Source organism: Streptomyces sp. NPDC007917, assembly GCF_042959105.1.
GTDB lineage: Bacteria > Actinomycetota > Actinomycetes > Streptomycetales > Streptomycetaceae > Streptomyces.
In genome coordinates, this window is record NZ_JBIBKK010000041.1 from 38,647 (window position 1) to 59,780 (window position 21,134).

The 21,134-nt window shown below is 71.6% G+C and carries 21 protein-coding genes; 14 read left to right on the forward strand and 7 right to left on the reverse strand.

Annotated elements, in window-relative coordinates; translation table 11 throughout:
- Positions 1–3: 3 nt before the first annotated feature.
- From ACFZDL_RS44280 to ACFZDL_RS44290, 3 genes are all read right to left on the reverse strand, one after another.
- Positions 4–978 (reverse strand): NAD-dependent epimerase/dehydratase family protein, encoded by a 975-nt coding sequence (locus ACFZDL_RS44280; protein WP_353596340.1) that lies wholly within the window; start codon positions 976–978, stop codon positions 4–6.
- Between the two features lie 107 nt (positions 979–1,085).
- A complete protein-coding gene (locus ACFZDL_RS44285; RefSeq protein WP_391194275.1) occupies positions 1,086–2,402 on the reverse strand; it encodes an MFS transporter in 1,317 nt (438 codons plus the stop codon).
- 274 nt (positions 2,403–2,676) lie between these two features.
- Positions 2,677–4,155 carry an aminotransferase class I/II-fold pyridoxal phosphate-dependent enzyme gene (locus ACFZDL_RS44290; RefSeq protein WP_353596339.1) on the reverse strand — a complete coding sequence of 493 codons (1,479 nt, stop codon included), beginning with the start codon at positions 4,153–4,155 and terminating at the stop codon, positions 2,677–2,679.
- A 241-nt stretch (positions 4,156–4,396) separates the two neighbouring features.
- Between ACFZDL_RS44290 and ACFZDL_RS44295 the strand changes: the two genes are divergently transcribed.
- The 4 genes from ACFZDL_RS44295 to ACFZDL_RS44310 all read left to right on the forward strand — a co-directional run bounded on the left by ACFZDL_RS44295 (position 4,397) and on the right by ACFZDL_RS44310 (position 6,484).
- Entirely contained in the window at positions 4,397–4,630 is a 234-nt protein-coding gene (locus ACFZDL_RS44295) for a hypothetical protein (protein WP_353596338.1), read from the forward strand.
- A gap of 301 nt (positions 4,631–4,931) precedes the next feature.
- Positions 4,932–5,459: an alpha/beta hydrolase gene (locus tag ACFZDL_RS44300; RefSeq protein WP_353596337.1), complete on the forward strand. Its 528-nt coding sequence runs from the start codon at positions 4,932–4,934 to the stop codon at positions 5,457–5,459.
- 81 nt (positions 5,460–5,540) lie between these two features.
- Positions 5,541–6,314, forward strand: coding sequence for a hypothetical protein (locus ACFZDL_RS44305; protein ID WP_353596336.1), 774 nt, complete (start codon positions 5,541–5,543; stop codon positions 6,312–6,314).
- On the forward strand, positions 6,308–6,484 hold the full coding sequence (locus tag ACFZDL_RS44310) for a hypothetical protein (RefSeq protein WP_353596335.1): 177 nt from the start codon (positions 6,308–6,310) through the stop codon (positions 6,482–6,484). Before ACFZDL_RS44305 ends, ACFZDL_RS44310 begins: the two co-directional genes overlap by 7 nt.
- 19 nt (positions 6,485–6,503) lie before the next feature.
- Here the strand turns inward: ACFZDL_RS44310 and ACFZDL_RS44315 are convergent, their stop codons facing one another.
- Together ACFZDL_RS44315 and ACFZDL_RS44320 are read right to left on the reverse strand one after the other, a co-directional pair.
- Positions 6,504–7,388, reverse strand: coding sequence for an SDR family oxidoreductase (locus ACFZDL_RS44315; protein ID WP_353596334.1), 885 nt, complete (start codon positions 7,386–7,388; stop codon positions 6,504–6,506).
- A gap of 99 nt (positions 7,389–7,487) precedes the next feature.
- On the reverse strand, positions 7,488–8,093 hold the full coding sequence (locus ACFZDL_RS44320; protein WP_353596333.1) for an XRE family transcriptional regulator: 606 nt from the start codon (positions 8,091–8,093) through the stop codon (positions 7,488–7,490).
- Here ACFZDL_RS44320 and ACFZDL_RS44325 point away from each other — a divergent pair.
- The 4 genes from ACFZDL_RS44325 (at position 8,092) to ACFZDL_RS44340 (ending at position 12,222) form a co-directional block, all read left to right on the forward strand.
- A complete protein-coding gene (locus ACFZDL_RS44325; RefSeq protein ID WP_353596332.1) occupies positions 8,092–8,610 on the forward strand; it encodes an N-acetyltransferase family protein in 519 nt (172 codons plus the stop codon). The genes ACFZDL_RS44320 and ACFZDL_RS44325 overlap by 2 nt on opposite strands.
- A 130-nt stretch (positions 8,611–8,740) precedes the next feature.
- Complete coding sequence (locus tag ACFZDL_RS44330; RefSeq protein WP_353596331.1) at positions 8,741–9,358, forward strand: TOPRIM nucleotidyl transferase/hydrolase domain-containing protein; 618 nt, start codon at positions 8,741–8,743, stop codon at positions 9,356–9,358.
- Positions 9,359–9,666: 308 nt separating this feature from the next.
- The gene (locus tag ACFZDL_RS44335) at positions 9,667–10,842 is read left to right on the forward strand and encodes a macrolide family glycosyltransferase (protein WP_353596330.1); all 1,176 of its coding nucleotides are present in this window, start codon (positions 9,667–9,669) and stop codon (positions 10,840–10,842) included.
- 147 nt (positions 10,843–10,989) lie between these two features.
- Complete coding sequence (locus ACFZDL_RS44340; RefSeq protein WP_353596329.1) at positions 10,990–12,222, forward strand: GntR family transcriptional regulator; 1,233 nt, start codon at positions 10,990–10,992, stop codon at positions 12,220–12,222.
- Between the two features lie 87 nt (positions 12,223–12,309).
- On the opposite strand, the gene ACFZDL_RS44345 is transcribed toward ACFZDL_RS44340, so the two are convergent.
- Complete coding sequence (locus ACFZDL_RS44345; RefSeq protein WP_353596328.1) at positions 12,310–12,975, reverse strand: GntR family transcriptional regulator; 666 nt, start codon at positions 12,973–12,975, stop codon at positions 12,310–12,312.
- 94 nt (positions 12,976–13,069) lie between these two features.
- Between ACFZDL_RS44345 and glyA the strand changes: the two genes are divergently transcribed.
- The 6 genes from glyA to ACFZDL_RS44375 all read left to right on the forward strand — a co-directional run bounded on the left by glyA (position 13,070) and on the right by ACFZDL_RS44375 (position 20,714).
- Positions 13,070–14,386: a serine hydroxymethyltransferase gene (glyA, locus tag ACFZDL_RS44350; RefSeq protein WP_353596327.1), complete on the forward strand. Its 1,317-nt coding sequence runs from the start codon at positions 13,070–13,072 to the stop codon at positions 14,384–14,386.
- Positions 14,383–15,603, forward strand: coding sequence for a sarcosine oxidase subunit beta family protein (locus ACFZDL_RS44355; protein ID WP_353596326.1), 1,221 nt, complete (start codon positions 14,383–14,385; stop codon positions 15,601–15,603). The genes glyA and ACFZDL_RS44355 overlap by 4 nt, the downstream gene beginning before the upstream one ends.
- Before the next feature lie 32 nt (positions 15,604–15,635).
- Positions 15,636–15,932 carry a sarcosine oxidase subunit delta gene (locus ACFZDL_RS44360; RefSeq protein ID WP_353596325.1) on the forward strand — a complete coding sequence of 99 codons (297 nt, stop codon included), beginning with the start codon at positions 15,636–15,638 and terminating at the stop codon, positions 15,930–15,932.
- Complete coding sequence (locus tag ACFZDL_RS44365) at positions 15,929–18,844, forward strand: sarcosine oxidase subunit alpha family protein (RefSeq protein WP_353596324.1); 2,916 nt, start codon at positions 15,929–15,931, stop codon at positions 18,842–18,844. Before ACFZDL_RS44360 ends, ACFZDL_RS44365 begins: the two co-directional genes overlap by 4 nt.
- The gene (locus tag ACFZDL_RS44370; RefSeq protein ID WP_353596323.1) at positions 18,837–19,466 is read left to right on the forward strand and encodes a sarcosine oxidase subunit gamma family protein; all 630 of its coding nucleotides are present in this window, start codon (positions 18,837–18,839) and stop codon (positions 19,464–19,466) included. The genes ACFZDL_RS44365 and ACFZDL_RS44370 overlap by 8 nt, the downstream gene beginning before the upstream one ends.
- Positions 19,467–19,688: 222 nt before the next feature.
- Complete coding sequence (locus ACFZDL_RS44375) at positions 19,689–20,714, forward strand: alcohol dehydrogenase (protein ID WP_353596322.1); 1,026 nt, start codon at positions 19,689–19,691, stop codon at positions 20,712–20,714.
- Positions 20,715–20,904: 190 nt separating this feature from the next.
- Here the strand turns inward: ACFZDL_RS44375 and ACFZDL_RS44380 are convergent, their stop codons facing one another.
- On the reverse strand, positions 20,905–21,114 hold the full coding sequence (locus tag ACFZDL_RS44380; RefSeq protein WP_353596321.1) for an MbtH family protein: 210 nt from the start codon (positions 21,112–21,114) through the stop codon (positions 20,905–20,907).
- Positions 21,115–21,134: the final 20 nt, after the last annotated feature.

Genomic DNA, 21,134 nt, shown 5'->3' on the forward strand with positions numbered 1-21,134 from the left:
GGCTCAGGCGGCGGCCTGCGAGCGGAACCACTCGATGGTGCGGGCCAGCCCCTCGTCGACGGAGACGACGGGCGCCCACTGCAGTTTGCCGCGCGCCAGGGTGATGTCCGGGCAGCGGACGGCGGGGTCGTCGGTGGGGCGGCCGATGAACTCGACGGTGGAGCGGGACCCGGCCAGCCGGATGATCTTGTGAGCGAGATCCAGCATGGAGATCTCGTCCGAACTGCCGATGTTGACCGGTCCGCGGAGATCCGACGCGGCCATGGCCAGAATGCCGCGTACGGTGTCGTCGATGTAGGCGAGCGAGCGCGTCTGTCTGCCGTCGCCGGTGACCGTGAGCGGTTCCCCGTCCAGCGCCTGACGGACGAACGTGGGCACGGCGCGTCCGTCGTGGCCGCGCATCCGCGGGCCGTAGCTGTTGAACAGCCGGACGATAGCGGTGTCCGTGCCATTGGTCCCGGCCTCCGCGGTGGTGAGGGCCTCGCCGAAGCGCTTGGCCTCGTCGTAGACGCTGCGCGGCCCGACGGGGTTGACGTTGCCCCAGTAGCGCTCGCTCTGTGGATGCTGCTGGGGGTCGCCGTAGGCTTCGGAGGTCGAAGCCAGCACGAAGCGGGCCCCGTGGCGGCGGGCCAGGGCCAGCGCGTTGCGGGTGCCGAGACTGCCGGTCTCCAGGGTGTGCAGGGGCAACCGCAGGTAGTCGGCGGGTGAGGCGGGGGACGCGAAGTGCAGCACCAGATCGGCGGGCCGCTCCACGTCGAAGGGGTCGATGACGTTCGCGTGCAGCAAGGAGAAGCCCGGCCGGCCCATCAGGTGGGCGATGTTCTTGGCGCTGCCGGTGGAGAAGTCGTCCACACAGGTGACGGCGGCCCCGTGAGCGAGCAGGGTCGTACACAGATGCGAACCGACGAATCCGGCCCCACCGGTGACGACGGCGTGTGCCCAGGAGCGGACAGGAGCTGCGGAGTCACTGAGCGCCATGACCGATCCCCTTTCCGTTGCGCATGAGAACGCTCAAGTACCCGTACAAAAGACGCGCAATCGGAGAGCGGCGCGGCAGCGGCGCCGGCCGCGGGGGGCTCGTGGGACTACACCACGGACGCCTCGGCGGGTTGCGCTACGGGCAGGGGCGCCGCGCGGCGGCCGTGGAGCAGCGCGCCGACGCCGATCACCGCCACGATGAGCAGCCCGCCGGCGACCAGGGCGCCACGGGACCCCGCCCATTCCATGAGCAGTCCGAGCAGCGGCGGGCCCACCAGGCCCCAGCCGGTCTGTGCGGTGCGCCACACGCCCAGTACCCGTCCGCGCATCGCGGCCGGCGGATCGGTTTGCAGCACCGTGGTCCCGGCCGTGTCGGATATCGACTCCACGACGGCCATCGGTGCCGTGACCACCAGCAGCATCATCAGGGTGGGCGAGAGCCCCGCGACGACCTGCAGGAGCGCCCCCACCGCCGCGAGCGCGGCGACCACCCTCACCGACGGCTGCCGCATGCGCCCAGCCAGGACGGCGCCCACGATGCCGCCGACGGCCAGTACGACGGCGACGGTCCCGAACTCCTCGGAGCTCCCCGCCAGGGGGCCGGTGACCAGCACCGCGAGCGTCAGCCCGTAGTTGCGGCCGAAGACGGCGCTCACCGCGGTGACCACGGTGAGGGCGACCAGCCGCGGCCTGCTGAGGAAGTAGGACAGACCCTCCCGGGCGCCGCCTACGGGCCGCCGGGACCGCCGGTCCGGTTCGGCCGGAGCGTGCCCGGCCACCGGGCGGAGGAAGGGAATGACCGCGGCCACGAAGAGGAACGACAGCCCGTTGGCCGCGTAGGCCACGGAGGTGCCGAGCGTGCCCACCGCGATACCGGCGCAGGCCACTCCGAGGAGCCGTCCGGCGCTGTGCACCACCGAGCCCAGGGCGATCGCCGAGGACACGTCCCGGGCGGGCACCAGTTCGTTGCCGAACAGGGCACACGCCGGTCCCTCCACGGTGGCCACCAGACCGGTCAGCGCGGAAAGGATCATGAGCGCTGCCACGTTGAGCAGGTCGAAGGCGACCAGAGCCGCTGTGGTGAGGGCGATGGCCGCCAGCGCCACCTGGCTGACGGCGGCGGTGAGCTTGCGCGGCCAGGCGTCCACCGCCGCTCCCCCGGCCAGCCCGAGGAGCAGCCCCGGCGCCGCCTGCACCGCCAGTGAGACACCGGTGGTGGCGGCGGAGCCGGTGATGTGCAGCACGAGCAGGTTCTGCACGGTCAGCTGCATCCAGGTGCCCACGTTCGACACCAGGTTCGCCGCCGACCACCACCGCATCCCGCGGTGGCGGAGGCAACGCCAGGGCGAGCGCCCGCTCCGCCCGGGGGTGGGAGGCGCGGGGCGCTCTGGAGAGCGGGGCGCGGGTATCGAAGGCGAGGTCAGGGTCACGAGGCCATGCCGGGTGTAGGTCCGAAACAGAAAGAGAGCCCCGTCCGGGGCCCGGCTGATCACCGGCGACACTGCTACGGCTCAGCGACCGTCCATGTTCACAGACCGAACCCGTGGAAGGGGGCTCCGCACCTGGTGGTTTTCCTCACAGCCCAGCCGGGAAGCCGCCTCGTTCGGGTGCGGCCCCCCGCGATTCCCGGCCCATCGCCGGGTGGGACGGATTCCGCCGGTCCGCGCGACTGGTGTCGCGCGCCTGGCGGCAGCCCTCTCAGTCGGCGCTGGTTCCTTCGACCAGGACACGGATGGTGTCAAGACCGGGGTTGGCCGCGTCGGGGAGATTCATCCCGGCCTCCACCCCGGTGCGCAGATAGTCCAGGACCGGCCGCTTCAGCACCTCACCGGGCAGGACGGCCGGTATACCCGGCGGATAGGGCGTGATCATCTCGGCCGCCACGCGGCCCTCCGCACGGTCCAGGGGCATGTCCTCGACGGAACCGAAGTAGGCGTCGCGCGGCAGACGGGACTGTTCCATCCGCAGTTCGCCCGGTGTCGGCACGGCCACCTCGGGAGCGGGCCGCAGGTCCTCCGCGTGCGCGGCGAGGTCGCGCAGCGCCGTCAGCAGGGCGCCGGTCGTCGAGGCGTCGTCCGCATGGGTCAGCTGGGCGCTGATCCGCCGGTGGTCGGCCAGGTGGGCATTGACGTCATGGTGTTCCCGGAGCCAGTCCGCCGCCCGGTAGCCGCTCACGCCGAGGCCGCTGAGGTCGATGACGACCGGGAGCGGATCGAAGTCGGCGGCCAGCCCGGGGCCCACGTAGTCGTCGCGGCCGTCCACGTGCAGCCCGTCGACGGCCTCGATCTCCGCGCGTACCGCGTACGCCCGGCGCAGCGCGGCGCCGACCAGTTCCTCGCCGTTCAGAGCCATCTGCCGACGCCACGCGTCCATGCCCGCGTAGAGGAGGACGCTGGGGCTGGTGGTGCCGAGCAGATCGGCCCGGGACGTCAGCACGGCGGGGTCGATGAGGTCGCCCTGCAGATGGAACACCGAGCCTTGTTCCAGGCCACTGCCCATCTTGTGGATGCTGGTCACGCAGACGTCGGCGCCCGCGTCCATCGCCCAGCTCGGCAGACCGGAGCAGAACGGCAGATGTGCTCCCCAGGCCTCGTCGACGATCAGGGGGCGTCCGAGGCGGCGGCACACCGCGGCGATCCGTTCCAGATCGGCGCAGGCGCCGTACGGTGTCGGGCTGGTGACCAGAGCCCCCTTGGCCTCCGGGTGACGGGCGAAGGCGCTCTCGTAGGCTTCGGCGGAAGGCGGATGGGCGATGTGGCGTGTGCCGTCCCACTGGGGCTCCACCCAGACGGGGCGGACCCCGGAGATGACCAAGCCGGAGATCACCGACTTGTGCGCGTCACGGCCCACCAGCAGTGTCTCGTGCGGGCCGGCGACCGAGAGCATCGCGGCCTTCGCCGAGAGCGAGCTGCCGCACGTGGAGAAGAACGTGTGATCGGCGTGGACCGCGTCCGCCATCAGCTGCTCCGCGCGCTCCAGCACGCGGCCCGACCTCAGCCGGTCGTCCAGGCCGCCGAAGGCGAGCACGTCGGCGCGGAACACGTCCTCGCCCAGAACCTTGCGGGCCTCCGGGTCGACGCCCCTGCCCTGCTTGTGTCCGGGCGGAGTGAACGGGAGGGACCCACGCTCGTGGTACTGGGCGAGGGCCTCCAGAACGGGAGCCTGCGTGTGATCCATGGCCGACGAGTGCCCCGCTGACCGGGCGGAAAACGGCCAACCGGCGTCCGGGGTCCGGGGTCCGCCGAGTGACCAACGGCACGACGTCGGCGGATTCTTGACGAATCACCACGGTGATCAGGGGCACCCGGCGACGTGCGATCGGCGGGCGAAGCCCCGCCGATCCGGTCAGAAGGGCAACCGCCCAGCGAACGCCGGGCGGTTGCCCGCATCACCACCTCACGGAAGTGGAGAGACCACCATGGCCCACACCGCCGAAACCGGCGAGGCCACCGGTACCAGGGACAAGGACTACAACCTCGTCTGGTATGTCGAGGCGTGCCTGAGCAACGCGCTGCGGATGGAGACCTACATCCAGGACGCGGAACGTGACAAGGACACCCATGTCGCGGAACTGTTCCGCAAGGCACAGGCCGACAGCCGTAAGGGCGCCGAGCTGGGCAAACAGCTGCTGAGGAGCCGACTCGGCAGCTGAGCCGCCACCCGAGGGCGCCGGGCCGGGGCCCTGGCCGGCCGGGACATCACGGAGGCATGCGGCCGTCGCCATGAGCGCCCTGCGCCCGGCCCCTCAGGCCTGGGCCGATGACCGGCCCCACGGCCCGTCAGCCGTCCTCGCCCTTCGTCCGGGCTCATCGTCCCGTGCCACACCCGGCCCCGCTCCGCGGACGGCCTGAGCTGGTCAGTACCGGCCGCTGTCCCGACGCACCGCCACGATCCGGATCGGCGGGCTGTGCTTCGCCGAGGCGGTGGGCGTGGAATACCGGTAGGGATGGACCATGCGACGGATCGTGGCGGCGGTGGACGGCCGGCCGGTGATGGCCTGGCGCAACACCGGGCGCGGACCGTCGGTCGTATGTGTCCACGGCGCCGGCGTCTCCAGCCGGGAGTTCCGGCCGTTTCTCGAGGCGTTCGGCCATCGTCACGATGCGTGGGCCGTCGACCTTCCCGGGTTCGGCGCGAGTGCGGGGCCTCCGTATCCGCTGTGCCTCAGGGCGCTGGCCGACGCGTTGGCCGAGTGGCTGAACACCGTCGGTCTGGACCGTGCGGTGCTGCTCGGCGGGTCCTTCGGCTGTCAGGTGGCCGTGGAGGCCGCCGTTCACCATCCGGACCGTGTGGCGGGGCTGGTCCTGGTCGGTCCGACCGTGGACCCCGCCGCCCGTACCTTCGCCCGTCAGCTGCTGCGGTGGCTGCGCAACTCGCGCCATGCGCCGGCCTCAATGGCGGCGCTGAACGTGGCCGACTACCGCGACGCGCGACGCGGGCCTGCGCCGCGTGTTCGGCTCGTTCACCGAGGCGTTGCGTGACCGCATCGAGGACAAGCTGCCCCATGTCGCCCTGCCGGCCCTCGTGGTTCGAGGAGCCGGGGACCGGCTGGTTCCCCAGAAGTGGGCCGAGGAACCCGGCTCCCCACCGCCGTCGAGATGCCGCTGTCCGCCCTGCTCGGCGTCCTCAACCGGCTGCCGACGGCGGCGCGGGAGCGGGCCTACGCCGCGAGCGGCTGGACCGAGGCCCTGCCACTGCGCCGGGTCGGCGCCGTCCGGTCCGAAGCACTGGCCGCGTGGGTCACCGCCCACTACCCCCGGCGCCGCTATCCCGTGATCTTCATCGGCTCCGCCAACGGAGCACTGGTCCATCTGGCCGCCGTCCACGAGGCGGGCCGGGCCCTGCTCACCGCCAACCCGGACCTGGTCCTGCACCATATGCACGATCCCAACCAGGACCGGCTCATGATCGCCGGAATGACGTACTTCCGCGTCAAATGGCACCGAGTGCCGACCGCCTACCGGCGGTGCGTCCGAGACCACCTGGCGCCCGGCGGCATGGTCATCGCCGTCGACTGCACGCTGCGCTGGCCCACCACGCGCGTGGCCGACCGGTATGTGTTCCAGTTCGGCGCCCTGGGTGACGCCACGCCCGAGGAATACCAGCTCGGCGGCCCGCGCGTCGCCGACCTGCTGGCCCGCTACGGCTCCGCGGTGCGCTCCTGGGCCCGCCCGCCGCCGACGCCGAGAGCCCGGAGGCGGAGCGGGGCCTGCAGCCGGCGCTCCTCGACGACATCTCCGCCTTCGCCGGACGACACCGGATCCGCCTGGGTCTGCTGGCGAGCGCGGACGACTGGCGGCGTATGGCCGCCCCCGCCCGCAAAATCGGTGTGCTGACGGGTGTGGACGCCTGCGCGTATCCGCGCGACTTCGCCGGCCTGGTCCGCTCCCACCGAGAACTGGCCAAGATCCGCAGGCGCTGTCCGATGCCACCGCCGCTCGGCCTCGACGACGCCACCGCGGCACTCACCGGCCGAGACCACGTTCTCTGGCGCCCGGCCGGATGAAGCGCGCCGGACCGGACCGCTAGGGCAGAGGTGTGCCTCCGGTGGCGTTGACGATCTCCGCGGTGATGTAACTGGCCTGCTGTGATGCCAGGAAGACATAGGCGGGGGCCATCTCGGCGGGCTGCGCCGGGCGGTTCAGGGGGCTCTGCAGACCGAAGGACGAGGTGTCCGGCAGCGTGGCGGGGATCAGGGGTGTCCACACGGGGCCCGGGGCCACGGCGTTGACACGGATGCCACGCTCGGCGAGGTTGCCGGCCAGTCCCTGGGTGAAGGTGACGATCGCGCCCTTGGTGGTGGCGTAATCAAGCAGGTGGGGGCTGGGTTTGTAGGCCTGGACCGAGGTGGTGTTGATGATGCTGCCGCCCGCCGGGATGTGCGGAAGCGCCATCTTGCACAGCCAGAACATGGCGTAGAGGTTGGTGCGCATCACCCGGTCGAACTGCTCGGTGGGGATCTCCTCCAGCCCCTTGGGCCGTGACATCTGGTACGCGGCGTTGTTGACGAGGACATCGATCCCGCCGAACGCCTCGACTGCCCGGTCGACCAGCTGTTGGCATGCGCTTTCCTCGCGAATGTCGCAGGGAAAGGTGACCGCCCGACGCCCGGCCGACTCAATGAGACGCACCGTCTCCTGAGCGTCCTTCTCCTCCTCGGGCAGATAGCTGATGAGTACATCGGCACCCTCCCTGGCGAAGGCGAGAGCCACCGCGCGGCCGATCCCCGAGTCACCTCCGGTGATCACGGAGCGCCGGTTCTGCAGCAGCCCGTGGCCCTCGTAGGTGTCCTCGCCGTGGTCGGGCCTGGGCTCCATCGCCTCCGTCTCGCCCGGATGCGCCTGGTCCTGGCTCGGGAACTTTGGCTGTGGGTGCTGCTCCACCGGATGACGCTGCTCCTGCTGGTTCACTGCGGCACCTCCCGTGCCACGGAGATGGGGCAAAATCCTCCGGTTCCGAGTGCCCTGGGACCCATCTGGGCAAACGCCGGTACGAGCGGTGAGGGCGGGTCACGGGGTTGTGCCGCGGGTGAGGATGACGGCGTAGCGGCACTCGGTGTCGGTGGTGTTGGCGAAGGCGCGCTCGGCCGGCTCGCCGAGTTCGATGGTGTCTCCGGTGCCGAGTTCGTGGACGGTGTCGCCGTCGTGGAAGGTCAGGCGGCCGTCGAGGACCCAGACGACCTGGCGGATGAAAGCGAAGGCGGCGGCCGGATAGGGCACGCGGGCCCCAGGGGGCAGTCGGATCTCGGCGATCTCTGCGGGGAAGTGGGGGCCGGTGATCTGGCGGCGGCGGTAGCCGGTGGCGGGGTCGCGCCACTCGGCCGCGTCGGTCTGTCGGCGCACTTCCGCGATTCCGTCTGTGCCGATTCCGTCTGTGTCGTCCGCGCCTCCTTCGGCGAGGGCGAGCAGGGAGGCGACGCTGAGCTGGAAGGCGGCGGACAGTTTGCCGAGGACGACCGCGGTGGGGCTGCTCTCGCCGCGCTCGACCCGGTTGATCATGGCGCGGGAGACCCCGGAGGCATCGGCGAGCTGGGCCAGGGTCCACCTGCGGCGCTCGCGTTCGGTGCGGATACGGGCTGCGATCTGCCCCACCAGAGGATCTACTATGTTGGACATGAATCTAATATACGAGAGAAGCCGAGCCGTGGCGGTACGCCTGGCCCGCCCCGGCGACGCGGAGGCCATACGCGCGCTCCGCAACGACGCGATCGAGCACTCGACGGCCCTGTGGACGCAGACCCCGCAGTCCCCTGCCGAGGGGGCCGGCTGGCTGGCCGCGCACCTGGAGCGCGGATCGGCGTACGTGGCCGAGGCGGAGGGCGAGGTGGCCGGGTTCGCGGCCTACGGCCCGTGGCGGAAGCTGGACGGTTACCGGCACACGGTGGAGGACTCGGTCTACGTCCGCGAAGACAGGCACGGGCTCGGCATCGGCTCCGCACTGCTGGCCACCCTGATCGCATCCGCGCGCGAAGCCGGCCACCACGTCGTGGTCGCCGATATCGAAGCCGAGAACACCGCCTCGATCCGGCTGCACGAACGGTTCGGGTTCCGCCATGTCGGCACGGTGCCGGAGGTCGGTACCAAGTTCGGCCGATGGCTCGATCTGACGATCATGCGGCTGCCCCTGACCTGAACCGCCGAGGCACAGGAGGCACCGGGCGATATGGCGGATCCCTGACGTCTTCCTCCTTCGTTCGCCGGCGATCGACGCGCCGGCGGAAATTCCCTGGCGTGGTGACCGGAAGGGGGCGGAGACTCCTCCCATGGCTGACATGGAGTCGTTCCGCGAGGCGGTCACCGCGTGGGCCGCCGGTGGGACCGGCGACACCGCCCGCGAGTTGGCCGCACGGCTGTCCGTCCGGACGGCCGTCCTGCTCGAGGGGCGGAGCGACGTCGCAGCGGTCAACGCGCTGGCCGCGCGCCACGGGAGGAATCTGGCTGCCGAAGGAGTCTGCGTCCTGCCGATGGGCGGCGCGATGAGCGTCGGGCGCTTCGCTCGCCTCCTCGGGCCACCCGGTCTGGGCCTTCGGCTCACGGGACTGTGCGACGAGGCGGAGCGTGGCTACTACGCCCGCGGCTTGGAGCGGGCCGGTGCGGCGCACCAGGCGTTCTTCGTCTGCGCGGCGGATCTGGAGGACGAGCTCATCCGCGCGCTGGGGGTGACGCGGGTGAAGGAGCTCGTCCGGGCGGAGGGCGACCTGCGTGCCCTGCAGACCTTCCTGCGCCAGCCCGCACAGCAGGACCGCACCTCACAGCAGCAGATGCGGCGCTTCCTCGGCACGAAGAAAGGGCGCAAGATCCACTACGGCCGCGTCCTCGTCGAAGCCCTCGACGCCGACCGCACACCCGCCCCGCTCGAAGACCTGCTCGCCGGCCTCTGACCGCCGGGCGGCGTCGCCGACGGCGTCGGCGTGGCGAGTGCTTCCCCGCTGCTCCACGCAGGTGTGCGATTCCACGGGAGCGGCGGTGGAGGCGGCGGTCGACGGCAATTGAGGTGCCGAGACCCCTGGGGGAGGCTAGAGTCCCGGGTATGCACTTCCATCAGATCTACGGCTGACACGGTCGGGGCAGTGCCCCGGCCTCCCTCCCGCATGCCTCTGTGCGCCTCGCGGCCGAGCTGTTCTCGGAGTTGGCGGCGCACGGGTTTGCTGTGTCCTTTTCGCCGTAGACCTGAAATGAGTGATCTTCCATGTCCCGTCGCCGTGCCCACATCGCGATGGTCGGCATCCCCGCCGTCAGCCACGTCCTGCCGAGCCTTGAGATCATCCGCGAGTTGGTGATCCGTGGCCATCGGGTGACCTACGCCAACGACCCCGCGGTGGCCGACCTGATCACAGCCACCGGCGCCGAACTCGTCCCCTGTGCCTCCGGACTCCCGGTCGCCGACAACAACTGGCCCGAGGACCCCATCGCGGCGATGGGCCTCTTCCTCGACGACGCCATCCGGGCACTCCCCCAGTTGCGCGCCGTCTACGACCACGACCCGGCGGACCTGTACCTGTACGACATCGGCGCCTACGCCGCGCGTGCCCTGGCCGAATCGCAGGACCGGCCCATCATGCAGTTGTCCCCGACGTTCGTGGCCTGGGACGGCTACGACGAGGAGTTCGCGGCGCCCGTGTGGCAACTGCCGGGCGCCGACGCGTACCGGGCGAAGTTCGCACAGTGGCTCGCCGGCTGCGGGGCGTCCACCACCGACGTGGACACCTTCTCCGGTCGTCCCGCGCGGGCCCTGGCTCTGATCACCCGGGCGATGCAGCCGCACGCCGACCAGGTCGACACCGATACGGTGACCTTCGTCGGGCCCTGCTTCGACACACGTGCGGGCGGGGACGGCTGGACGCGCCCGGCGGACGTGGAGAACGTGCTGCTGATCTCCCTGGGCTCGGCGTTCACCCGTCAGCCGGAGTTCTACCGCCAGTGCCTGGCGGCCTACGGCAACCTGCCCGGCTGGCACGTCGTACTCCAGATCGGCAAGTACACCGATGTGCGGGAGCTCGGCGACATCCCGCCCAATGTCGAGGTGCACTCCTGGGTGCCGCAGCGGGCGGTCCTGGAGCAGGCGGACGCCTTCGTCACCCACGCCGGTATGGGCGGCTGCGGCGAGGCACTGCTGGCAGGCGTCCCGATGATTGCCGTGCCGCAGGGCGCCGAACAGTTCATGAACGCCGACCGGCTCGTGGAACTGGGCGTGGCCCGCCGCATCGACACCCCGGAGGCCACCGCCGAGACCCTTCGGGCGGCCCTGAACGACCTGGTCTCCGACGCGGAGGTGGCCCACCGCTCGGCGCTGCTGCGCGCCGGTGCGCGGGCTGAGGGCGGTACCCCGCGCGCCGCCGACCTCATCGAGGACACGCTGGCCTGAGCCTCGGCCGCCACAGCCGGGGGTGGTGAGACAGCGGTTCGCTGTTTCACCACCCCCTCTGTCGCGGTTGAGCGGAATGTTCAGCGAGAAGCGGGAACGGGAAACCGCGGCTACGGCCACGGCGTCCCGGGGGCGTGCCTCGGGGCGGTGGTCCCGGTTGCCGTAGGCGGCGAGCAGACGGCGGAACGGGGCGGGCAGCGCACGGAGGGCGCGCCCGGGGCGGACCACGCCGCCCTGCGTGCGTTTGTGGAGCAGGTGCGGCCGGCGGCTGCCGGCGCGAACGTGCACCTGCTGGCGTACGGCGTACCGGCCCAGGTGTGCGGCGTCGTGGAGCGACCGGACACGGCCGTGCCCGCCCGCCCGCGCCGGCACCACGCGCCCGGCCCCGCGGCGTGGGCCGACGAGGCCCGGCGCCTCCTCGCCGCCGATGCCCCACTCGCTGGTGAGGCCGCGCCGGACCTGCCCCGCCTCCGTGACGCGCTGCTGACCTGGTCCACCACCTGGACCCCCTCCGCGTCCCCCTTCACCCGGATCGCCGCGCCACGCCCCTCCTACGACGCCCCGGCCATCTGCGGCCCCGACAGCGACTCGGATGCCCATCCCGCGCGGGCACTCGGCCACCCTGCTGTGCCGCGGAACACATCCCATGACGCTCCGCCCGGCGCCCCCGTCACCACCGACCCCGTCGTGGGCCTGCTGCGCGAAGCGCTCCTGGCCGGTGGCCACCGGCCAGGTGACCGCGTCCGGGAGGCGCCCCTCGCGGCCCGCCTCGGTCTCTCCCGCCGGGTCGTCCGCGCGGGGCTGCGGGCGCTGGCCGAGGAGGGCATGCTCGATCTGCTCCCGGGTGGCACGACCGCCGTGCCCGACGTCACGGCGAAGGACGTCCTCGTTCTCTACGTCCTGCGCGCCAGCCTCGGGGCGCTGCTCATCCGCCGCGTCGCCATGCTCGGCCAGGAGAACCTCGCCACGGCCTCAGCGGCCCTCGCGGAGGTCGGCGCCGCCGCCCGGGACAACGACCACGCCCGGATACGGGAAGTCGACCTGCGGTTCCAGGACGCCCTCGCCCGTATCGCGGACCTCCCGCAGGCCGCCCGTACCTTCGAACGCCTCACGGCCCGGCTGCGCATGTTCGTCACCGTCCTGGACATGGACTACAGCCAGGCCTGCGACACCATCGCGGGCGAGGACACCGCCGTCCACGACGCGCTGTGCAAGGCTGACGGGAACGAGGCGGCCCGCCGGTGGCGGGTGAAGATCGAACGCTGCGTCCGCTACATGATCGCCCAGCTCCCCGAGGACGACGTCGCCCCGCATCTGTGGACCACCTTGGCGGGCAGGCCTCGTCTGCGTCCGGGGGATCCGCGGGGCGTCGCGCACTGACGCGGGGAAACCTTCGCCCCCTCCGGCGCCTTTCCCACTCGCCGGTGCGGAGGCGGGCTGTCGGCCTCACCGCATCACGGCGCCATGTCAGAGGGCGGCGCGAATGGCCCGTTCGAAGCCCTCGACATGGCTGCGGGCGAGCTGTGCCGCCTGGTCGGGGTCGCCGGCCACGATGGCCTCGATCAGCGGTCCGTGCTCTGCCACGTGGCCGGCCATGTCGGACAGGCGGTCGATGAACAGGCACCAGATGCGGGTGGCCAGGTTGTCGTGGCGGACGAGGGTGTCCTCGAGGTAGGGGTTGTGCGTGGCGGCGTAGATGGCCCGGTGGACCGACAGGTCCAGGTGCATGAGCTCGGCGGCCTCGTGGCGAAGGGGATCCACGCTCTCCAGCTCCCGCCGTACGGCCGCGAGGGTCGCACGGTCCGTGGCCGTGGCGCGCCGCGCCGCCTGGGCGGCGGCCAGGGGCTCCAGCTCCTGGCGCACCTCGGAGATATGGGCCAGGTCGGTGATGTTGACGTCGGTGGCGAAGGTGCCGCGCCGTGGGTAGGTCACGATGAGGCGTTCGTACTGGAGCCGCTTGAGCGCTTCGCGCACCGGCGTCCGTCCGACGCCGAGGGACTGGGCCAGCTGGTCCTCGTTGATCGGCTCGCCCGGGCGGATCTCGAGCATGACGAGCCGGTCGCGGATGGCGCGGTAGGCGCGCTCGGCGAGCGACAGCTCCTCACCCCTGAGCTCGGTCGCCACGTTCTGCATGATGCCCCCTTGACCCGTCCGGCGAGCTCCCATACCTTACCGCAGAGGCTGATATATCAGTTGTTCACTAGACGGCTCTCAGGATGGTGCACAGATGGCAACCTACCCGTCGATCACCAAGGCCACCTGCTCCCTCTCCGTTCCGCTCAGCGAGCTCGACCCGGACGTCGCCGCGGCGGTGGACGACGAGCTGCGCCGTCAGCAGTCGACCCTCGAGATGATCGCCTCGGAGAACTTCGCCCCGACCGCCGTCATGGAGGCCCAGGGGTCGGTACTGACGAACAAGTACGCCGAGGGCTACCCGGGCCGCCGCTACTACGGCGGCTGCGAACACGTCGATGTCGTCGAGCGGTTGGCCATCGCCCGGGTGAAGGAACTGTTCGGCGCCGAGGCGGCGAACGTGCAGCCGCACTCGGGCGCCCAGGCGAACGCGGCCGCGATGTTCGCGCTGCTCGAGCCCGGCGACACGATCCTCGGCCTCGACCTGGCGCACGGTGGGCATCTGACCCACGGCATGCGCATCAACTACTCCGGCAAGCTGTACAACGTCGTGCCGTACCACGTGCGCGAGTCCGATCTGCGCATCGACATGGACGAGGTCGAACAGCTCGCGCTCGCCCACCGGCCCAAGATGATCGTCGCCGGTTGGTCGGCCTACCCCCGCCGACTGGACTTCGCCGCGTTCCGGCGGATCGCCGACGAGGTGGGCGCCTATCTGATGGTGGACATGGCGCACTTCGCCGGGCTGGTGGCCGCGGGGCTCCACCCGAGCCCGGTGCCGTACGCCGATGTCGTGACGACCACCACCCACAAGACCCTCGGCGGCCCGCGCGGCGGTGTGATCCTCAGCCGTGCCGACCTCGCCAAGAAGATCAACTCCGCCGTCTTCCCCGGCCAGCAGGGCGGCCCGCTGGAACACGTCATCGCGGCGAAAGCGGTGGCGTTCAAGGTGGCCGCGACCGAGGAGTTCAGGGAGCGCCAGCAGCGCACCCTGGACGGCGCCCGCATCCTCGCCGGGCGGCTGCTGGCCGACGATGTGGCCGAGGCCGGGATCACGGTGCTCACCGGCGGCACCGAGGTCCACCTGGTCCTCGTCGACCTGCGCCACTCCCCGCTCGACGGACAGCAGGCCGAGGACCGCCTGCACCGCATCGGCATCACCGTCAACCGCAACGCGGTCCCGTTCGACCCCCGCCCGCCGATGATCTCCTCGGGGCTGCGGATCGGAACCCCTGCCCTGGCCACCCGGGGCTTCGGCGAGGCGGAGTTCCGGGAGGTGGCCGACATCATCGCCCAGGCCCTGAAGGACGAGCAGCTCGGCGACGAGCGCGCGGCCCTGCTCCGTGACCGGGTGGCCAAGCTCGCCGGCGCCTTCCCCCTCTACCCTCACCTGAACGGAGACGCGGCATGACCACCGAGCCGCTGCCGGAGCACCCGGACTTCCTGTGGCGCAACCCCGAGCCGCGCTCCTCGTACGACGTCGTCATCGTCGGCGCCGGAGGCCACGGCCTGGCCACCGCCTACTACCTGGCCAAGAACCACGGCGTCACCAACGTCGCCGTCCTGGAGAAGGGCTGGCTGGCCGGCGGCAACATGGCGCGCAACACCACGATCATCCGCTCCAACTACCTGTGGGACGAGAGCGCGGCGATCTACGAGCACGCGCTCAAGCTGTGGGAACGGCTCCCGGAGGAGCTGGACTACGACTTCCTGTTCAGCCAGCGCGGTGTGCTGAACCTCGCGCACACCCTGCAGGACGTCCGCGAGGGCGTGCGCCGCGTGGGCGCCAACCGCCTCAACGGTGTCGACGCCCAGTGGCTGGAGCCGGACGAGGTCGCCGAGGTCTGCCCCATCCTCAACGTCTCGCCCCGCACCCGGTATCCGGTCCTCGGCGCCACCTTCCAGCCACGGGCCGGCATCGCCAAGCACGACCACGTCGCCTGGGCGCTGGCCCGCCGGGCCGACGAGATGGGTGTGGATCTGATCCAGGGGTGCGAGGTCACCGGCTTCCTCAAGGACGGCGACCGGGTCGTGGGCGTCGAGACCAGCCGCGGCCGCATCCTCGCCGGCCGGGTCGGCCTCGCGGCCGCCGGTCACAGCAGCGTGCTGGCCGAGCTGGCCGGCATCCGGCTGCCGGTGCAGTCCCATCCGCTCCAGGCGCTGGTCTCCGAGCTGCACGAGCCGGTGCACCCCACCGTGGTGATGTCGAACCACGTGCACGTCTATGTCTCCCAGGCACACAAGGGCGAGCTGGTAATGGGCGCGGGCGTCGACGCCTACAACGGCTACGGGCAGCGCGGCTCCTTCCATGTGATCGAGCAGCAGATGGCCGCCGCCGTCGAGCTGTTCCCCGTCTTCGCCCGCGCCCATGTGCTGCGGACCTGGGGCGGCATCGTCGACGTCACACCGGACGCCTCCCCGATCATCGGCACCACCCCCGCCGAGAACCTCTACGTCAACTGCGGCTGGGGCACCGGCGGGTTCAAGGCCACCCCGGCCGCCGGCTGGACCTTCGCGCACACCATCGCCACGGGCGAGCCGCATCCGCTGAACGCCCCCTTCGCCCTCGAACGCTTCACGACGGGCGCACTCATCGACGAACACGGCGCCGCGGCCGTGGCCCACTGAGCGCCCCCAGGGCCCGCTGAGAGAAGGACACCGTGCTGCTGATCACCTGCCCATGGTGCGGTCCGCGTGACGAGACCGAGTACCACTACGGGGGACAGGCCCATCTCCCCTACCCCGAATCCCCCGCGGACCTCGACGACCGGCAGTGGGCCGAGTACGTCTTCTACCGCGACAACCCCAAGGGCCCCTTCGCCGAGCGGTGGATGCACGGCACCGGCTGCCGCCGCTGGTTCAACGTCCTGCGCGACACCGTCACCAACGAGGTGCTCGCCGTCTACCGGCTCGACGAGCCACGCCCCGAACTGCCCCAGGCCGGAGGAAATCGATGACCGACCAGCAATTCCGGCTCGGGCGAGGAGGCCGTGTCGACCGCGGCACCGTGCTGCGGTTCACCGTCGACGGCCGGGAGATGACCGGACACCCCGGAGACACCGTGGCCTCGGCGATGCTGGCGAACGGGCTCGTCGAGGTCGGCCCGTCGATCTACCGCGGCCGTCCGCGCGGCATCGTCTCCGCGGGCGTCGAGGAGCCCAACGCCCTGCTGCAGATCGACGGCGTGCACTCGGAGGGCATGCTGCCGGCGACGACGGTGGAGCTGTACGACGGCCTGTCCGCCACCACGCTGTCCGGGATGGGCCGGCTCGACCCGACCCCCGACCCCGCCGTCTACGACAAGAAGTACGTCCACACCGACGTCCTGGTCGTCGGCGCCGGACCGGCCGGACTCGCGGCCGCCGCCGCTGCCGCCGGCTCCGGCGCCCGGGTGATCCTCGTCGACGACCAGCCCGAGTCCGGCGGTTCGCTGCTGTCCGGGCGCACCGAGACGGTCGGCGCGCGGACCGCCCTCGAGTGGGTCGCCGAGGTGCGCGCGGCCCTCGACGCCGCCCCCGAGGTCGTCGTCCTGGGGCGCACCACGGCGTTCGGCAGTTACGACGACAACTATGTGCTGGCCCTGCAGCGGCGCACCGACCACCTCGGAGCCGACGCCCCCGAGCCGGCGGGTGCGTCGGCGGGTGTCTCGCGCCAGCGGCTGTGGCACATACGGGCCCGCCAGGTGGTCCTGGCGACCGGCGCCCATGAGCGTCCGCTGGTCTTCGCCGGCAACGACCGCCCCGGGGTGATGCTGGCCGCGGCCGTGCGCTCGTACCTCAACCGGTACGCCGTGGCTCCGGGCTCGCGGGCCGTGGTGAGCACGACCAACGACAGCGCCTATGACACCGTCGCCGATCTCCACGCCGCCGGGATCGACATCGCCGCCGTCGTGGACGCGCGCCCCGAGCTGTCCCACCGGGCCGCCGAGGTCGCCGTGGCGACCGGGGTGCGGGTGCTGACGGGCCGTGCGGTCACCGACACCGCGGGCGACGGCCGGCTCACCGGCGTCACCGTCCAGCCCCTGGACGAGAGCGGGCAACTGACCGGTGGACCGGAGTCGTTCGACTGCGACCTGCTCGCCGTCTCGGGCGGCTGGAGCCCGGTGGTGCATCTGCACAGCCAGCGTCAGGGACGGCTGCGCTGGGACGAGGACCTGGCCGCCTTCGTCCCCGACGGGGCCGTACGGGACCAGCAGGTCGTCGGTGCGGCCCGCGGGACGTACGGCCTCGACGGCGCTCTGGCCGAAGGGGCCCGGGCCGGTGCGCGGGCCGCCACCGATGCCGGGTTCCCGGTTCCCGTCCCCGCGCCGCCGTACGACCAGGCGCGGCCGCAGGCCGGAGCGGGCGCGGCGCGCGCACTGTGGCTGGTGCCCGCTCCGCACGGTGAACCCGACAGCTGGGACACCCACTTCGTCGACCTGCAGCGCGATGTCACCGTCGCCGACGTCCGGCGGTCCACCGGAGCCGGTATGCGCAGTGTCGAGCACGTCAAGCGTTACACCTCGCTGGGTACGGCGAACGACCAGGGCAAGACCTCCGGCGTCAACGCGATCGGGGTGATCGCCGAGGCCCTGGGCGCGGGCGCCTCCCCCGGAGAGATCGGTACCACGGCCTACCGGGCCCCGTACACCCCGGTGGCCTTCGCCGCCCTGGCCGGGCGTGAGCGCGGCGAGTTGTTCGACCCGGAGCGCACGACCTCCATCCACAGCTGGCACGTCGCCCACGGGGCGGAGTTCGAGGACGTCGGGCAGTGGAAGCGCCCGTGGTACTACCCCCGCCCCGGCGAGGACATAGACACGGCGGTGGCCCGCGAGTGCCGCGCGGCCCGTGAGGGCGTCGCCTTCATGGACGCCTCCACTCTCGGCAAGATCGAGATCTGGGGCGCGGACGCGGGCGAGTTCCTCAACCGCATCTACACCAACGCCTTCAAGAAGCTGGGGCCCGGCCTCGCCCGGTACGGCGTGATGTGCAAGCCCGACGGGATGATCTTCGACGACGGTGTGACACTGCGGCTCGAGGAGAACCGCTACTTCATGACCACCACGACCGGCGGCGCCGCCGCGGTGCTGGACTGGCTGGAGGAGTGGCTGCAGACCGAGTGGCCCGAACTCGACGTGCACTGCACCTCGGTGACCGAGCAGTGGGCGACGATCGCCGTGGTCGGCCCCCAGTCGCGCCAGGTCCTGGCCCAGCTCGCCCCCGACATCGACCTGTCCGCCGAGGCGTTCCCGTTCATGGCCTTCCGCGAGACCACCCTGGCCTCCGGTGTCCCGGCCCGCGTCTGCCGGATCTCCTTCTCCGGCGAGCTCGCCTACGAGATCAACGTCTCCGCGTGGTACGGCCTGGCCGTCTGGGAGCAGGTGTACGAGGCCGGACGGCCGTACGGCATCACCCCGTACGGCACCGAGACGATGCACGTCCTGCGGGCCGAGAAGGGCTACATCATCGTCGGCCAGGACACCGACGGCACCGTCACCCCGCAGGACGCGGGCATGTCCTGGGTGGTCTCCAAGCAGAAGGACTTCGTCGGAAAGCGGTCCTACTCCCGCGCCGACACCTCCCGCACCGACCGCAAGCAGCTCGTCGGCCTGCTGCCGGCCGACGGCAGGACCCGGCTGCCCGAGGGCACCCAGCTCGTCGGGCCGAACGTGCCCATCACCCCGGAGGCCGGGCCGGTGCCGATGCTCGGCCATGTCACCTCCAGCTACCACAGCCCGGCCCTCGGCCGCCCCTTCGCCCTCGCCCTCGTCGCCGACGGGCGGGCGAGGATCGGTGAGACCCTGCTCGCCCCGGTGGGCGAGAAGCTGGTGCCCGTCCTGGTGGCCGACTCCGTCCTCTACGACCCCGAAGGGACCAAGCGAGATGGCTGAGCTGACGACCGACGCAGACGCGGGGACCGCGGCGCTGCGCCAAAGCCCCCTGGCACATCTGGAGGAGCGGATGCGCGCCGCCGCCGTCAGCGGCAGCCGTGGCGTCACGCTGACCGAGTGGCCGTTCATCACCATGGTGAACCTGCGCGTCGACCCCGCCTCCGAAGCGGCCGACCGCATCGGGAAGACCCTGGGGGCGCCGCTCCCGAGGCAGTGCGGGCACACGGCCACCTCCGGCCCCCACACGGCCGTCTGGCTCGGCCCCGACGAATGGCTCGTCCTGTCCCAGGCCGAAGGCACCGCCGTGGCCGCCGAGTTGCGGGACGCGCTCGCGGGGGCACCGGGCTCGGTCGTGGACGTCTCGGCGAACCGCACCACGCTGGAGCTGAGCGGCCCGGCCGCCCGGCAGGTGCTGGAGAAGGGCTGCCCGCTGGACCTGCACCCCCGCGCCTTCGGCCCCGGCCAGGCGGTGTCGACCACCGTGGGACCTGTCGCGGTGCTGCTCTGGCAGGTCGACGACGCGCCGACGTACCGGCTCTTCCCGCGGTCCTCGTTCGCCGACTACCTGGCGCGCTGGCTCATCGACGCGATGAGCGAGTACCGCGGCCCGGAGGTGCCCTGACGCCGTGGCCCGGATGACCGAGCGCGCCCGGCGGCCGGCCGGGCGCCTCTACGGGCCTGGGCGACGAGGTCCTGACCCCGCCTGTCCATCGCCGGACGGGGGGTGTCGGCGGGCACACGTGCGCCACGGGGGAAATCGTGCAGACTGTAAAAGAAGCCTCCCGGAATCAATCCCTGAGCGTCCTGCCGATGTACGGCGAAACCTCCCCGAGGAGCGCTGGGAATGAGCACTTATCGAGCCATGCAGGTGACCGCCCCGAACGGCACGTTCGAACTCGCCGAGCGAGAGGTGTCGAAGCCGGCGTTCGGCCAGGTCAGGATCGGTGTGGAGGCATGCGGGGTGTGCCACAGCGACGCGATGTTCGTGAGCGGCGGACTACCGGGCGTATCGTTCCCCGAGGTGCCCGGGCACGAGATCGCCGGACACATCGAGGAGCTGGGCGAAGCCACTGAGGGCCGTGGATGGCAGGTCGGTGACCGGGTCGCGGTCGGCTGGTTCGGCGGCAGCTGCGGCCATTGCCGACCCTGCCGGGAGGGCGACTTCATCGTCTGCCGGACTCTGAAGGTCCCGGGGTGGACGTACGACGGAGGGTTCGCCGAGAAGGTGACCGTGCCCGTCGACGCCCTGGCCCGTATCCCCGACGGATTGGCCGCGAGCGACGCGGGGCCGATGGCCTGCGCGGGCGTGACCGTCTTCAACGGGCTGCGGCGCAGCTCCGCCCGGCCCGGAGACAGGGTCGCGGTGCTCGGCCTCGGCGGCCTCGGGCACCTCGGAGTGCAGTACGCGGTCGCGATGGGCTTCGAGACCGTGGGGATCGCCCGCGGCCAGGAGAAGGCCGACTTCGCCAGGCAACTCGGCGCCCACCACTACATCGACAGCACCGCGGGCACTCCGGTCGCCGAGGCGCTGCAGGCCCTCGGCGGCGCCAAGGTCGTCCTGGCCACCGCCGGGAGCTCCGAGGCCATCACATCCGCGGTGGACGGGCTGGCCCCCCGCGGAGAGCTGGTGGTCATCGGGGCGGACACCACACCGATGGGCATCAGCCCGGCCCAGCTGCTCATGGGCGCCCATGTCGTCAGGGGTCATCCGTCCGGGACTTCGCAGGACGTGGAGGACACCATGGCGTTCAGCGCCCTGCACGACATCCGCCCGATGACCGAGACCGTGCCGCTGGACCGTGCGGACGAGGCCTACCAGAAGATGCTGGCCGGCAAGGCCCGCTTCCGGATGGTGCTCACGACCGGCTGACACGCGCTCGATCCGTCCGGGCACGACATAGTCGGTCGGCACGGTGCCGGGGCCCTGCGGTGGTGGCCGGGCGCTAGGGTGTCCGTTCCCAGGAGGTGGAGGCGGCCGCCGAGGTGTTGTCCGGACCCGCAGCGGAAACACGCCGACGCGCGATCAGCGAAAGGAACACGCGTCGGCGTGCCAGTGGGAGTCACCCGCCCATGGCCTCGATCAAGCTCTTGGGACGCATATCAGTCCAGTGCTCGTCGACGTAATCGACGCATGATTGACGGTCCGCTTCACCGTGCTCGATCGTCCATCCGGCGGGAACGTCCACGAATGTCGGCCAGAGGGAGTACTGTCCTTCTCCGTTGACCAGGACGTAGAACGTTCCTTCCGGATCGTCGAAGGGGTTGGTCACCGCTGAGCTCCTTCTTCTGG